The sequence below is a fragment of the Shewanella sp. NKUCC01_JLK genome, assembly GCF_019345615.1.
Lineage (GTDB): Bacteria > Pseudomonadota > Gammaproteobacteria > Enterobacterales > Shewanellaceae > Shewanella > Shewanella oncorhynchi.
Genome location: NZ_JAHKRD010000005.1, coordinates 170397 through 186146, shown reverse-complemented (window position 1 = coordinate 186146; position 15750 = coordinate 170397). Strand labels below are relative to the sequence as shown.

Here is a 15750-nt window from a genome sequence, read left to right as displayed (position 1 = left end):
CTATGAGTGAGTGTAAAGATAAGTGCAATTGATTGAATCTGTTACATGCTTCTCCAGAGCAGTTTCCATTTCAGTGTGGGAGTGAACGGGTTTTAACGTCTTGGCGTAGCGTCTATATAGAGATTAAGACCTAGGGCTCAATTATTTAGGATATCTATTGCCTATGAGTTTTGAAGATTCGTTAGAGCAACTTAAACGACAGTTTTTACATGCACTGCCGGATAAAAAGAAACAAATCATTACCTTGTGGATTTCATTGCGTAAAAATTGGGACGCTCACATGCTGTCTGCCGTGTACCGAGAGGTGCATAACTTAAAAGGGTCGAGCGAGACCTTTGGGTTGTCAGATACCAAACACATAGTCGATAAACTGGAGTTGCTGCTTAAGGGGCTGCTCAATGCGCCAGCCCCCGAACTTCCTACTATCAAAGGCTTAGATACCCTCTTCCACCAGTTGTTACAAAACAATATGCGTGGCCAACCGTCGGCGCCAGTAGTAGAGGCGCAAATGCAGCAAAGCCCCTATAAACCGTCAAAGGCGCGCCATGAGCACCATATTGCCATCATAGAAGACGATGGTAATGTCGGTGCGATGATCACAAAGCAGCTGCGAGAGTTCGGTTTTAGTGTGCAGCATTTTTTGAATTTCACGAGCTTTTTGGTGGTGCAAAATGAAACGCCCTTCGATCTGATTCTATTGGATTTAATTCTGCCCGATTGGACTGAAGAGGCCTTGTTCGAAGCCGCCACTGAGTTTGAGAAGAACAATACCCGAGTGTTTGTTTTATCCTCGCGGGGGGATTTTGACATGCGGCTATTGGCCATTCGTGCCAACGTCAGCGAATATTTTGTTAAACCTGCGGAAACCACTTTATTGGTGCGCAAAATCCATCAATCTCTCAAAATGTCAGAGAAACAGCCGCTTAAGGTGTTACTGGTGGATGATCAACAATCTATGGTGGATTACTTTTCAAGCCTGTTACGCAGCCATGGTTTGATGGTAAAAGGGTTGTCCAGTGCCGAGCAAGTCTTGCCTGCCCTTGAGCAATTTGAGCCTGATTTGTTTATCTTCGATTTGTACATGCCCGAAGTGAACGGGCTTGAGCTGGCAAAGATGATCCGCCAATTGGATAAATACACCTCGAGCCCAATTCTCGTGTTGAGCTCAGACGATACAATGCAGAATAAAGTCAGCATCATACAAGCGGGATCAGATGACTTAATTTCAAAGCAAACCGCGCCGAGTTTATTCGTCGCGCAGGTGATTTCCCGTGCTCAGCGGGGTCATGACATTCGCAGTTCGGCTAGTCGCGACAGCTTAACTGGGCTGTTAAACCATACCCAAATTCTGGTGGCTGCGAGACGCTGTTTTAACGTAGCGAAACGGATTAACTCTCAAGTTTGTATTGCCATGTTCGATTTAGATCACTTCAAAAAGGTCAACGATACTTATGGTCATTCCGGTGGTGATAAGGTGTTGTTGGCATTTGCCCACCTGTTACAACAATCCTTACGTCAAACTGACTTTACCGGCCGCTACGGTGGTGAAGAATTTATGTTAGTGCTGCCAGATATGCAAAAACCACTGGCGATTGCCAAGTTGAATGCGATCCGTGAAAGCTTTAGCCATATCGTATTTGTTGAAGATGGCGTCGAATTTAAGGTGACGCTCAGCGGCGGTTTAGCCTTTTCGGATCAATGTGAGGAATTTCAAGATTGCCTGTTACTGGCAGATAAAAACCTTTACGAAGCTAAGCGTTTAGGTAGAAATCAGCTCGTGGTTTCTCCGACTGACTAACCCTAAACAGAATGAGCCACTGCAGCGCACAAATCAGTTCGGCGTAATGCTCTTCCTGCGAGACTCACGCTCTATTCGTTACTTTTTAATCCCACTCAGCGTGGGCGGTCACAGTGAGCTTAAATGGTTAATGAGCTTGCTCGGCATCTGCGATAACTCCACCACATAATCTACTGCACGGCACTTTATTGCTTCTCGTGGCATGCCAAATACCACACAACTTTGTTCATCTTGGGCAAATGTAGTGACGCCTTTTTGGTGTAGCGCCACCATGCCTTCGGCGCCATCTTTGCCCATACCAGTTAAAATCATCGCGCTCATATTGGGCGCGGCACATTGGGCCAAGGCCGTAAACATCACATCGACCGAAGGTCTGTGGCCACTGACCTTTTCATCTTGGGTTAATTTGACTTTATAACTACCACCCACTTTGATGATCTCAAGGTGATGATCCCCAGGTGCAACATAGGCATAACTGGGTAAGAGTCGTTCCCCATGCTCGGCTTCTTTGACAGTGATCCGTGACTGTCGGTTTAAACGTTCCGCAAAAGTTCGGGTAAACCCCGCTGGCATATGTTGGGTGATCACTATCGGCGGCATAGCCGCGGGTAAATGTTGTAATACATAAAGAATGGCTTCAGTACCGCCAGTAGATGCGCCTATCGCGACTAAATGCTGAGTCAGGGTTGTATTGGCCAATACTGGTCGCTTACTTGAAACAGGGCGTACTGGCTCAACAAATTTCTGCGGTTTGATGATTTTGGCTTTCGCGGCAGATTTGATCTTATCTAAAATCAAATCCTGATAATCATGGATACCTTGGGGCGAGTCTAATTTCGGTTTAGGGATAAAATCCACCGCGCCTAAGGCCAAGGCGTTAAATGTCGCATCAGCGCCCTGCTCGGTTAACGATGAAATCATCACCACCGCAGTGGGTCTGGCTTTCATCAAGCGGTCCAAAAATGTTAAACCGTCTACTTTGGGCATTTCAATGTCTAAGGTAATCACATCGGGGCGAAATTGATTCACCAGATCCTTGGCCTCATAGGCATCGGCAGCGAGCCCAACCAGAGACAGTTCAGAGTCAGCCTCAATCATTTTACCGAGCAAGCTGCGCATCAGCGCAGAATCGTCAACAACTAACACTTTGATCGTCATAACTTAATCACCAAATAGTTCAACGTCGCCGCCCGAAGGTAAATTACGAACCCGTAAACGGTACTCACTTTCCCTGTCAAGAATTGTACTGTTATGCATGGATTTAATTTTGCGGACTTTCACTTTTCCCGTATGGGGAAAAAAATACACTTTGCGCGGATACACATCGAGTAAATCGGCAGCAACGATAGGGATATTTTCCAGATTGAGGTATTCAATCACAAACTCAGCATTACGCTCACCAATGTTGTGCACAGTAAAACTGCGTAACATATTGCCGCCCCCAAACACCTTAGCTTCGAGTGAGTTGCGCTGTGCGCCAAGCTTGAGCAAGTCGTTGATTAACAACTCCATGGCATACACGCCGTAACGGGCAGAATCGGCGAGCACCCCAGTACAATTGCTATTGTCACTTGGCAATAAAAAGTGATTCATTCCGCCAATTTTGAGCTTAGGATCATACAAGCACACTGAGACGCAGGAGCCTAACACTGTCACTATCATGGTATCTTCACGGGTCGCAAAATACTCGCCGGGTAATATTTTTACCGCATCGCAACCAAAATGATGATCGTGATAGCGATTCGGCTCTGCAATAGCATATTCGATATTAGGTTTTAGCACTCATGAGCCCCTTCACTGGCCGATAGGTTGTTTGACCAACGGCAGTGATGATTTGCGGGAACATATTAAAATTTTCCGAATGTCCCGCAATATAAAGCCCATCCTCGCTAAGGGAGTTCATCATGTGTTTTAATATGACTTCCTGCGTTTCTTTATCGAAATAAATCATTACATTACGGCAAAAAATCACATCGATTGGCATTTTAAGCGGCCAAAAAGAATCGAGTAAATTGATGCGGGTAAACTTGAGCATCTGCTTTAATTCGGGCACAACGCGCACATTGCCCAACTGTGAACCGCGTCCGCGGTGAAAAAAACGTTTCTTGCGGATATCGCTGACTGTATCGATCCTGTCTAAGGGATAAATGCCCATTTCAGCCTTTTTAAGCACGCCGCTGTCGATATCGGAAGCAATGATCTCGATAGGCGTTTTAAAACTGTTGAAATGTTCAGCGACAGCAATCGCAATCGAGTATGGTTCTTCCCCTGTGCTACTGGCCGCACACCAGATCCTGCGGGTATCAGGGTTATCGATTAAATATTGCTTTAACACTTCAAAGTGATGCGGTTCCCGAAAAAATGCTGTTTGATTAGTGGTTAACGCATTGATAAATTCTTGGTGTTCGTTTTCATGGCTTAGCAGATACTCAAAATAAGCCGAAAATCCGGCTAATTTCAATGTTCTGATCCGCCGCACTAAACGGCTATACACCATAGCATCCTTGCTATCGGCGAGTTTGATCCCCGCTAAGCGGTACAGCGTCGTCCTCGCGGTATTAAAGTGCACCGAGGTATAGGTAAACTCTCGTTCCAATGGTTTGTTTTCACTCAATTAAAATTCTTCCCATTCATCTTGATCTTGCTTCATGGGCTTCATCGCATTGGTTTTAGGTTTCTCTGTCACCCTTGATTTTGCCATAGGTTGAAGCTGCTGTTTGATGGGTTTCATCGCCTTCGCTTTGGGCGCCGCTAATCTCGCGTTGCTGCGTCTTGGGGCTTCATCTTCGTCGTCCACGCGAAAACTGGCGACACTGTCTGAGAGTTGCTGCGCTTGGGATTGCATGCTTTCCGCTGCAGCGGCCGCTTCTTCAACCAATGCCGCATTTTGTTGCGTCATTTCATCCATTTGCACTACGGCTTTGCTGATCTCATCGATACCGATGGCCTGCTCATTAGAGGCTGAGGCAATTTCCGCCATGATGTCGTTCACCCGTTTAATGGCAATGACAATTTCCTTCATGGTATCGCCGGACTTACCGACAAGGCTGTTGCCACTCTCGATTTTAGACACAGAATCCGAGATCAGTGCCTTGATATCTTTAGCTGCATTGGCCGAACGTTGGGCTAAGCTACGCACTTCTGACGCGACCACAGCAAAGCCGCGGCCTTGTTCGCCCGCCCGCGCCGCTTCAACCGCAGCATTGAGCGCTAAGATATTGGTCTGGAAAGCAATGCCATCGATAACACCAATAATGTCGGCAATCTTACGCGCCGATTCATTAATCGATGCCATGGTCTGGACAACTTGCTGAATAAGCTCACCACCGTCCACAGCGACTTCAGCCGCTTTAGAGGCTAAGGCATTGGCTTGACTGGCATTATCCGCATTGAGTTTCACTGTACCTGTGAGTTCCTCCATGCTGGCCGAGGTTTGCTCTAGGCTCGAAGCTTGTTCTTCGGTGCGGCTGGATAAATCAGCGTTGCCTTGAGCTATTTCTGCCGAAGCGGTATTGATGGTATCCGCGGCTCGTTGAATATCTTGGATCATGAAGGATAACTTTTCAGCCGTTTGATTTGAGTAATTTTTCAAATCATCAAAGGTGCCTTCATAGTCGTTATAAATGCGAGTGGTGAGATCTCCGTCGGCCAGCGCCATCAGCACCCGCGCCACATCTTGCAATCCACGTTCCGAGGTTTCAATTAACGAATTTAAATTGTTCGCTAGCATTAAAAAGAAACCTTGCTTGCCATCTGTTTCCGCCCTTTGGGAGAAATCACCCGCAGCTGCGGCTGTGACTATGCGGGAAATTTCCTGCTCGGTTTGGACTTCAATGGTGCGGTCGAGCCACTCAACCACAGTCCCTAAGCGCTCACCTCCTTTAGACACTATGGGGCTGGCGGTTAAGCGAAAATGGCAACTCGCGACCTTGATAAGCGATTCATATTTACGGTCTAATTTATCGAGTAAACTTGCTTGGTGAGCAGGATTGCGGTGGAAGATATCCATAGAGCTGCCGAGGATTTTATCCACGGAAAAATGCGGTAAGGCTTGTCTGATCTCACTTTCAGAATGGCGCAACATAGTTTCGACCGAGCGATTCATATAAATGATCGTACGGTTAGCATCGGCTATCATAACGTTGGTACTGGTATTATTGAGCGCTTCGAGGATGCGCAGGGTTGCTCGCTCGGCTTCGATACTTTCGGTGCGGTCTATCCACTCAACACCTGTGCCTAAATGCTTATTTTCAGCCGTGATAATCGGCGTCAAAATCAACCTAAAAGTACGTTTGCCTATGGTGATTTGCGCGGTATGGGATTGGGTTAGACGCTCTAATAAATTACGCTGATGTGCAGGATTTTTATGGAAAATGTCGATATTACTGCCGATCAGTTTGGCAACCGAGAACTGAGGTAACTCTTTACGAATATCGTCCTCTGCCTCTTGTAGTAAACGGACGACGGCTTTATTCGCATAAATAATATTGCGCTGACTGTCAGCTATCATAAAGCTGTTGCCACTGTTATCAAGTAGCTGAAAATAGCGCTGACGCTCTTCATCCCTTTGCTCACGCGCCTCATCATTGCCAAAAAAATTGAAAATACTCATTATTGTTACTCCTGATCAGTCAGACTATTTGCATCAATTAGACCCAGCTCATCACTGCTGATCAGAGCCTGAATATTTACTAAAATGATCATCTTATCCTCGACTGTGGCTAAGCCTTTGAGGTAGCGGCTATCGAACGCCACCCCAAATTCTGGGGCAGGTAAGATTTCCTCCGCCGACAGCTTAATCACATCGGAGACGGCATCGACCACTATGCCGACTATACGTTCAAACACATTGAGCATAATAACGATAGTGAACTCGTTATAAGTGGCGGTTCCAACAGCAAATTTCATACGCAAATCCACGATGGGCACTATGTCACCGCGCAAATTAATCACGCCTTTTATAAAGCTAGGGGCGTTGGCGATTTTAGTGACCGACTCATAACCGCGAATTTCTTTGACGGACATAATATCGAGGGCATAGTGCTCTTCGCCTAACATAAAGCTTAAAAACTCCACCTCATCATGGGCGTTGTATTCCACTTTGGCGGTCATAGTTGATCGACTCTCCATGGCTATTTCCTTAATTTTTAATGTGCAGAGCGAGCGATTCGACATCGAGGATCAACGCGACGCTGCCATCGCCCATGATGGTGGCGCCGGAAACACCGGGGATCCTGCGATAATGTTTTTCAAGACTTTTAATCACCACTTGCTGCTGGCCAACTAAGGCATCAACGCACAGGCCAAAGCGCTTGTGGTTGCTTTCGAGCAATACGACTATCCCCTCTTCTGGGCAGCGGGCATTGGGCTCAATTTCCATCAGCTGATAAAGATTGAGCAGAGGTAAGTACTCTTCACGTACTTTTAAGAGTCTTTCTTTGGCGAGAAATTTAAGTTGTTCCGTTTGCGGCTGAATAGATTCTATGATGTGCACTAAGGGCAGAATGTAGATCTGATTTCCCACAGAAACCGTCATACCATCGACAATGGCGAGCGTGAGTGGCAACTGGATTTCAAAGGTTGAGCCTTGGCCCTCAGTGGACTCAATATCAATGCGTCCACCTAAGGCTTCAATATTACGGCGCACCACATCCATACCGACACCGCGGCCTGACACATCTGTGACTTCCTCCGCAGTTGAAAATCCTGCGGCAAAAATCAATTGCCAAACTTGCTTGTCGCTACTGTTATCAGCCACTTGCAAACCATTTTCCCGCGCCTTTTGAATAATGCGTTCACGATTTAAGCCTGCGCCGTTATCGTACACAGCGATAACGATATTGCCGCCCCTTTGACTGGCTTTAAGGGATAACACACCCACTTCAGATTTACCCGCAGCGAGCCGTTTTTCAGGTTTTTCGATACCGTGATCTAAACTATTGCGCACTAAGTGGGTCAGCGGATCGACGAGCTTTTCAATCATGCCCTTGTCAATTTCTGTGTTGCCACCTTCAATCACGAGATTGACGTTTTTACCCAGTTGCTCAGAAAGGTCCCTCACTAAACGGTTGAAACGGTTAAACACAAAGGATACCGGCAGCATACGCACCGACATCACTGCCTCTTGCATCTCACGGGTATTACGTTCCAATTCATTGAGCGCAGTCTTGAGTCGCTCACCTAAATCGCCCGTCATCTCGTTACCAATGAGGGTCAACATGGACTGAGTGATCACCAGCTCGCCAGCGAGATTGACCAGGGTATCTATTTTGGAGGTTTCGACCCTTAAGGTGGCATCTTGGGCTGGCGTGGCTGATTTTTTTGTCGCTGTTTTCACCTCTGTGGTATTGGGCTTTGGGGCAACGGATGAGTTTGATGTTGCGTTTGAACTCAGTATTGCAGGCGAGCTTGCTTTCACAGAAGGACTCGTGGGCACGGTTGAAATGGGTGCGGTGGGCTCAGTCGCTTTGGCTTTAAATAAAGTGTTTTTGGATTGGCTACTTCCAGTTTCCTTGGCTTGATGTGCTCGAGTGGTCACTGGCTTATAAACCTTCTGCACTAGCGGTTTCGAACTTAATAACTCGATTTCATTGGCGAAGGATTCTGGCGTTAATGCTTCAAAAAAACCAAAGCCTAACTCATCATCGTCAATTGTCACATCACACAGCTCAGCAATACACTCTTTGTTATTTGCCACACTGTCAGCGCTGATGTCTTCCGCTTGATAAGCCTCATCAAAAAATCCAAAGTCTTCACCTTCGATGGCAATATCACGTGCCATTTCATCTTCAAAAAATCCAAAACCCAGATCTTCTGCCGCCACTGCTGCGGTGAGTGTTGCATTTATGGTGGGAGTGCTAGCGACGTCTGTGCCATTACGTATCGCAACTGATGAACTAAAAGGCTCACCATTTAACGCTGCAACCAACTGGCTTTTACTGTATTCGACCTCCTGCCAATCAATCTGCTCTTCTTCGCGGTACAAGCTCAAGATATGGGATAACGTGTCCACAGTACTCAGCAGTAAATCGATAATAGATGACGTTAATTTGAAGTTACCCTTACGCGTTTTATCCAGCAGGTTTTCCATCACATGGGTGACACTGGTTAATGCGGTAAAACCAAAAATACCACTGCCGCCTTTTATAGAATGTGCAGCACGGAAAATGGTGTTCAGTTCTTCAGGATCTGGAGAAGCAAGGTCCAATGCCAATAGCAATTGTTCCATATTTTCAAGATGTTCATGACTTTCTTCAAAAAAGACCTGATGGAACTCGGCCATATTGATGGACATAGCGCACCCCGTTGCAGTTAACCCAGCACTTTAGCCGTAATAGCCAACAACTTTTGAGGATCAAAGGGTTTTACCATCCATCCCGTCGCACCCGCGGCTTTCCCTTGGGCCTTCATGTCATCGCCCGCTTCCGTGGTGAGCATAATGATCGGCGTACGCATAAATGCCGACATAGCACGTAAGGATTTAATTAAGGTCAGCCCATCCATTCGAGGCATGTTTTGGTCTGTCAGAATGAAGTCAAATCTCTGCCCATTACAGATATCGAGTGCTTCTCGACCATCTTTGGCCAGTACCACTTGATAATTAGCCGATTTAAGGGTCGCTTCGACCATTTGTCGAATCGCTGCGGAATCATCAACAATTAATATTCTTTTACTCATGCGCTATTCCATTATGACTTTAGTTATATTCCCTGGCGGTACTAATTCGTATGTCTTAGATAATGTTTTCACCAGCCATAGACCGCGCCCAGACAACTGAGGAATGTCCGCCATCAAATTTTCATCACCCTCAAAGCCTTTGCCACTGTCAGCCACGCTAATATGTAATTCATCCTGCGATGAACGCCAGATGATGCTCACTTTTACCCAATCATTTTCCGTGAGCCTATCTGCAAAACTGTCCCTAATACTATGGTACAGTTCGAAGCCTTCTGGATCATTTTTTAGTCGAGAATCTAATTTTAGTACACCATGATCAATGGCGTTGCTAAATAACTCTGCGACAACAGTAAAAACCCGTTGACAGAAATTAGTCGCAAATCCCAATATGCTGAGAAACTGATTCAATGAACTTAAATAATCAGCGCTGAGTAACATAGGCCCTGCAATACTGACATCCCAGCAGAACTCACCATCCATAATGGCTTTAATACGACTAACATCACGATCTTGATGCCAAGTGTTTAATCGTTCAAAATCTAAGGTACAAATAGTGATGTCATCGGCAATATTTTCAGCAGAACAGTACTCATGCATATTGTTCTCTAAATATTTGACTAGACCACCGGACAAATGAATAAATAGATCTTTTAATTTATCAATGCCAAATGGATTACCGTCATGGGTATATTGCTCTATTAAACCATCACTAAAAAGGCAAGCATGTCCATGGGATGGTAAATCAACCGTAACAATATCCGCTATAAAAGTATGCGGAGGTAAAATACCAAGGGCCATATTTGTCGATTTAAATTTATCGATGGATTGATTACTGACTGAACTAGAATGGTCAGTTTCTTTAATATTGTGGTTTGTTAAACAGTCAATTCCCCCCGTTTGAATATACACGGGGGGCATACCACCATTCCAAATGTGTAATTTATTACGATTAAAATCGGCTTCTAAAATAATACAGGCAACAAATCTGTCTTCAGGGTTTTCTCGGTGGAGCTTAGCATTTAGTTCATAAATAAACGTAACTAAAGAAAATCCCTTTGAAACCATGGCCCTAAATGTACTGGCAACACGCATGATGGGCATGGCTGCACTAAGACCATGACCCGTTGAATCGGCGAGAATTAAGAAGAAATTGCCATTAGGTGCTATGCCATTGAGGATAATATCACCGCTAAAATTGGCACTGGCTTGGCAGTAAGTATGTACAAAATCAAAGTCAGTATTATCAATATTGACTAAGTGCTCAAATAAATGCCGGGCCATGTGTTCTTCTCGGGCCTTTTCATAAAGCATTTTTTCAAGTTCAATTCTTTGATGCTCTACTTTATGCTGAAGTTGCACCCGGGTAAGTAAACATTCAACCTTGTACCAAAATATTTCAACATTTATCGGTTTAACAACAAAATCCAAAACCCCCATTCTAAAACAGGCTAATACGGATTGATTTTCTTTTGTCTCGCTCATGACTATAACAGGTGTTTCTTTTTTATCCTTATTCAACTTATCCAGTAACGCCAGTGCGGTACCATCCTTTAACCAATAGTTAATCAGAATTAAATCAACCGTATTTTGCGTTATTTCAAATAAACCTTCTTCTAGATCACTACAAACAATAACGTTGTAACCTTTGCTATGAATAAAGTCACTGATCCTTTGACTCGCAATAGCGTCATCATCGATAACTAAGATAAAATGTTCCGGCTGAGTAAGAGATACCATAATGAGTGTTACTCTATGATGTAGATTTTCTGCATATTGGCAATACTAAGGATTTCATTCGCCTGACCATGTGCACCTTTTACAGACGTAGAAATATGTAACTCCTGCGCCTTACGATGCAGCAGTACCATCATGCCTAAAGCAGAACTATCGAGGTAAAGCACTCGACTAAAATCTAAAATAATATGGTTAACCTCTGGAAGCGTTAAAATATCTTGATAATCACTGGTGAATTTCTTGTGGTAATAAAAGTCAAAGCGCTCTGGCAATGAAATAACTTTAATATTTGACATTGTGTTATCCCTAATTAAAAGAGTTCAATTTCACCACAGGTAATTTGATCCCTTGAAACGGGATTATGAGTCTCCTGACGTCGGCGACTCATTTGTATTGTGATGTCATCCCCCTTAATGCCAAACTCCTGTTGTGACATAGTAGTGACGCGATTGAGCGATTCTTTTAAATGGTTTAGGGACTGATTTGTGTAAATCAGGCTTTGGGAAGTAATATCACTGAACTGCAATCCCCGAATAGTATCCGAGATGGCTTGTTCTAGTTCATGTGCCGATGAATCGATACGTTCAATCACTTGAGAATCCTTCTCTGCTTTAACGATAATCTGCCTTAGTGCAGTATCTATATCCTTTTTTGCATCAATAATATAAGTCATATCTTGAGCGGCGACTTTACTCACGTGTACGGTTAATTGTTCAATCTGAATTTGAATTGATTTAAGCTGTTTTTGTATGCTTTCACTAAAACCCGCGCTACGAGTAGATAAAGCGCGCACTTCATCTGCCACAACGGCAAAGCCCCTACCCGCATCACCCGCCCGCGCCGCTTCAATTGCCGCATTTAAAGCCAGCAAATTAGTCTGGGACGAGATTTGATCTATGTCTTGCAAGGCTTTCATCGCTTGAGGCATAGACTCGTAGATGAGATTCACTTTTTCCAACAACTCCATAGTTGATGCCGACATTTCTATGGTGGATTGAATAAAGCGCTCTAACGTCATTGAGGTATTATTGGCAAATTGCTTCATTTGATCTGAATGGAATAACTCAGCATCGTCCGTGCTTTGGACAAGCGCTGAAATAAATCCTGTCTGCTCCGTCATTAACCGCCCTAAACCATCGAATGACTCACCGAGCAAATTGACTGCGTCACCTTGCACCGCTAGCACACTGTCAATGTTAGCCTCGCAGCCGTTAAGTGTCGTGATTGACTCTTGATACAGATTGATATGGGCTTGCCAATCTGCGGCAAGTTGGTTATTGAAGGACTTATCATCATGCTGTTGAACTGACTGCATTTGCTGGTGCTGATAAAATTGCCACAGCAACATAATCAATACAGAAATAACCGGACCAATAGCCCACAATGTCATCAAACTCAGCGAATATCCAACGCCTGCCGCGAGCACCGCAACGACCCCATCCTTGTATGTCATATGGACTTCACAATAATTGTACAGTGATTAAAAAGTAGTTTCATATTGGGTGATTTTCAAACACGAAAGTGAAATTATTCACATTGTTACGTGTCGCAATGCGGAAAATGCAGTTATCGCGATAGAAATCCTCAGTATTGAGCGCTAATTCTCAGTAAATTGGCGTAAATTCATGATTTGCTAATAAACTTGTCTTAATGGAACCTGAAACTTAACTGTGCAGTCCTCATACCCTAGGTTACACTGGAAGCGTCATGGATTGGGATGGAATCGCTTATGAGTCAACGTACATTAAACTCCTTATTTAAACCGACTTCCGTTGCCATTATCGGCGCTTCGAATACCGAAAAACGCGCGGGTAATGTGCTGATGAAAAACCTACTATCGAGTGGTTTTTCGGGGCCTATCATGCCAGTCACCCCTAAGTATCGGGCAGTGATGGGTGTGCTCGCCTATCCCAATATTGAAGCCTTACCCATCAAACCCGATTTAGCGGTTATTTGTACCCGCGCTTGCCGTGTGCCCGCCATCGTTGAAACCCTTGCGCAATTTGGCTGTAAGGTGGCCATTATTATGGCAGCGGGAATGGCACAGGAATTTAACGAAGATGGTGTGAGCCTGCTCGACCTTGCCATGCAAAATGCTAAGCGTTATGGGATGCGCATTCTGGGGCCAAATAGCTTAGGAATGCTATTACCCCCATTGGGATTAAACGCCAGCTTAGCCCACGCCAGCGCCCTACCGGGCAAAATAGCCTTTGTGTCTCAATCGGCCGCCATTTGTACAACGGTACTCGATTGGGCCAATAACAAAGGTATTGGCTTTTCCTCCTTTATCTCCCTCGGTGATGCCACCGACATTAACTTTGACGAACTGCTCGATTACCTTGGCCGCGATAGCCGCACCAGCGCCATCATGCTTTATATCGACTCAGTGAATGAGAAGCGCCATTTCCTCTCGGCCGCTCGAGCCGCTTCACGCAATAAACCAATTCTAGTGATTAAATCGGGCCGCAGCGCCGAAGGTGCCCGCGCCGCAAAATTGCATACGGGCGGTGTTGGCGGTAACGATGCAGTGTATGAAGCGGCGTTTCGCCGTGCAGGTATGTTGCGGGTTAACGATTTAATTGAACTGTTTGCCGCGGTTGAAAGTTTAGCGCATTCCAATCCGCTGCAAGGTGAGCGCTTAGGGATTATCAGTAATGGTGGCGGTCCTGCCGTATTAGCGGTAGATGAACTCATTATGCGCGGCGGTAAACTGGCGGAGTTATCAGAAGACACCATAGCCAAATTAGAAGCCGTGTTACCTAATACTTGGTCAAGGCAAAACCCCATCGATATCATTGGTGATGCGAACGCATCACGATATGCTAAAGCTTTGACTATCTTGATGGATTCCAATGAACTTGACGCTATTTTGGTCTTGCACTCCCCTTCAGCACTCGGTGAAAGTGTTGAGATAGCTGATGCTTTGGTGAGTGTGATCCACGCGCATCCCAAAAAGAATCGCCTCAATATTTTGACGAACTGGAGCGGTGAAGACTCGGCTTATCAGGCACGAAAACGCTTCACTAAGGGCGGTATATCAACCTACCGTACACCCGAAGGTGCTGTGGGTGCCTTTATGCACATGGTTGAATACCGTCGTAACCAAAAACTGCTGCAAGAAGTGCCGCAATCGATCCCCGATAATATTCCGACAGATAGCCTCACGGCGCGCAAATTACTGCAAGCGGCTCAAGCTAAAGGAAAATCGGTACTGGAAACCCATGAGGCCAGCCCTATTTTGCGGGCTTATGGGCTTAACACCATAGACACTTGGTTTGTGAAAGATGCCGATGAAGCGGTGGCCATTGCGAATGAAGCGGGCTATCCCTTAGCGTTAAAAGTGCAATCCCCTAACATCTTGCATAAGTCCGATGTGCACGGAGTGATGCTCAATTTAACCTCGGCTGAAGATATCCGCCACGCCGCGAATGCGATTACCCAGAGGGTGCATCAAGCCAATCCCGAAGCCATTATTGAAGGCATGATAGTGCAGAAAATGGCGTTGACCGCTGGCGCGCAGGAAATCCGCGTGGCCGTGATAAGCGATCCCGTCTTTGGTCCGGCGATTTGCCTTGGCGAAGGTGGCTCAGAATGGGACCCCACCAATGATGCTGCCGTTGCCCTGCCTCCCCTGAATATGGCACTGGCGCGTTATATGGTGATCCAAGCGTTAAAGACCCATAAGTTAAAGGACAGACATTTACCACTGGGTCTAGACATGAATGCCCTGTGCGTGATGTTAACGCAAATATCCCACATTATTATCGATTGTCCTGAAATCGCCTCGTTAGATTTAAACCCAGTACTGGCCGCGGGTGAAAACATCACTCTGCTCGATGTGAATATCCGTTTGCATGATGGCAATGCCGACAGTTCATCGCGGATGGCCATCATGCCCTATCCGAAGGAATTAGAAGAATTCGCCGAGCTTAAAAATGGCCTTAAGGTAATGCTAAGGCCGATTTTGCCCGAAGATGAGCCTAAACATTTGGCCTTCGATAATTCGTTATCCGATGAAGACAGATACAAACGTTATTTTGGGGTGCGCTCGAAAATGACCCATGAAGAAATGGCGGTATTAACTCAAATCGATTACGCCCGTGAGATGGCCTTTATCGCCACGGCTAAGGGACCCGATGGCGATGACATCACCTTAGGTGCCGTGCGTGCATCTATTGACCCTGATAATACCGAGGCCGAGTTTGCCATGGCGGTGCGTGGCGATCATCAAGGTATAGGGTTAGGTAAGTTGTTACTCGAAAAATTGATCAAGTATTATCAGGCCAACGACACGCCCGTGCTCACCGGCTTTACCATGTTTGAGAATCGCAATATGGCCAGTCTTGCCAAGAGTCTCGGTTTTAAAGTGACCTTCGATATGGAGGAACATTTGATCAAAATGCACATGGATTTAAAACCGCCCAGTGATCAATAGCACCTACCCAGACAAACAAAAACGCCGCAAATCATTGCGGCGTTTTGTTATCCTAAGTAAATGATTATTTAACGAAATAGCGACCGAGCTAATACTTAACACCTTG

General features: G+C 45.5%; 12 protein-coding genes. 2 read left to right on the top strand and 10 right to left on the bottom strand.

Annotated features, from left to right (window positions below):
* Positions 1 to 163: 163 nt before the first annotated feature.
* A complete protein-coding gene (locus tag KO537_RS07415; protein WP_198573199.1) occupies positions 164 to 1798 on the top strand; it encodes a diguanylate cyclase in 1635 nt (544 codons plus the stop codon).
* Positions 1799 to 1906: 108 nt separating this feature from the next.
* On the opposite strand, the gene KO537_RS07410 is transcribed toward KO537_RS07415, so the two are convergent.
* From KO537_RS07410 to KO537_RS07365, 10 genes are read right to left on the bottom strand one after another with little or no spacing between them, the layout of a single operon-like run.
* The gene (locus tag KO537_RS07410; protein WP_168827113.1) at positions 1907 to 2956 is read right to left on the bottom strand and encodes a chemotaxis response regulator protein-glutamate methylesterase; all 1050 of its coding nucleotides are present in this window, start codon (positions 2954 to 2956) and stop codon (positions 1907 to 1909) included.
* Positions 2957 to 2959: 3 nt separating this feature from the next.
* Positions 2960 to 3580, bottom strand: a complete 621-nt coding sequence (cheD, locus tag KO537_RS07405; RefSeq protein WP_219234147.1) for a chemoreceptor glutamine deamidase CheD — start codon at positions 3578 to 3580, stop codon at positions 2960 to 2962.
* A complete protein-coding gene (locus KO537_RS07400) occupies positions 3567 to 4412 on the bottom strand; it encodes a CheR family methyltransferase (protein ID WP_219234146.1) in 846 nt (281 codons plus the stop codon). The genes cheD and KO537_RS07400 overlap by 14 nt, the downstream gene beginning before the upstream one ends.
* The gene (locus KO537_RS07395) at positions 4413 to 6410 is read right to left on the bottom strand and encodes a methyl-accepting chemotaxis protein (protein WP_028759905.1); all 1998 of its coding nucleotides are present in this window, start codon (positions 6408 to 6410) and stop codon (positions 4413 to 4415) included.
* A gap of 5 nt (positions 6411 to 6415) precedes the next feature.
* Positions 6416 to 6928, bottom strand: coding sequence for a chemotaxis protein CheW (locus KO537_RS07390; protein ID WP_049821692.1), 513 nt, complete (start codon positions 6926 to 6928; stop codon positions 6416 to 6418).
* A gap of 10 nt (positions 6929 to 6938) precedes the next feature.
* The gene (locus KO537_RS07385) at positions 6939 to 9092 is read right to left on the bottom strand and encodes a chemotaxis protein CheA (RefSeq protein ID WP_219234145.1); all 2154 of its coding nucleotides are present in this window, start codon (positions 9090 to 9092) and stop codon (positions 6939 to 6941) included.
* A gap of 17 nt (positions 9093 to 9109) precedes the next feature.
* Positions 9110 to 9475 (bottom strand): response regulator, encoded by a 366-nt coding sequence (locus KO537_RS07380; RefSeq protein WP_028759902.1) that lies wholly within the window; start codon positions 9473 to 9475, stop codon positions 9110 to 9112.
* A gap of 3 nt (positions 9476 to 9478) precedes the next feature.
* Entirely contained in the window at positions 9479 to 11212 is a 1734-nt protein-coding gene (locus tag KO537_RS07375; protein ID WP_219234144.1) for a SpoIIE family protein phosphatase, read from the bottom strand.
* 8 nt (positions 11213 to 11220) lie between these two features.
* Positions 11221 to 11505 (bottom strand): STAS domain-containing protein, encoded by a 285-nt coding sequence (locus KO537_RS07370; protein WP_028759900.1) that lies wholly within the window; start codon positions 11503 to 11505, stop codon positions 11221 to 11223.
* Between the two features lie 14 nt (positions 11506 to 11519).
* A complete protein-coding gene (locus KO537_RS07365) occupies positions 11520 to 12662 on the bottom strand; it encodes a methyl-accepting chemotaxis protein (protein WP_219234143.1) in 1143 nt (380 codons plus the stop codon).
* A gap of 276 nt (positions 12663 to 12938) precedes the next feature.
* On the opposite strand from KO537_RS07365, the gene KO537_RS07360 reads away from it, so the two are divergent.
* Positions 12939 to 15644: an acetate--CoA ligase family protein gene (locus KO537_RS07360; protein WP_219234142.1), complete on the top strand. Its 2706-nt coding sequence runs from the start codon at positions 12939 to 12941 to the stop codon at positions 15642 to 15644.
* The last annotated feature ends 106 nt before the right edge of the window (positions 15645 to 15750 follow it).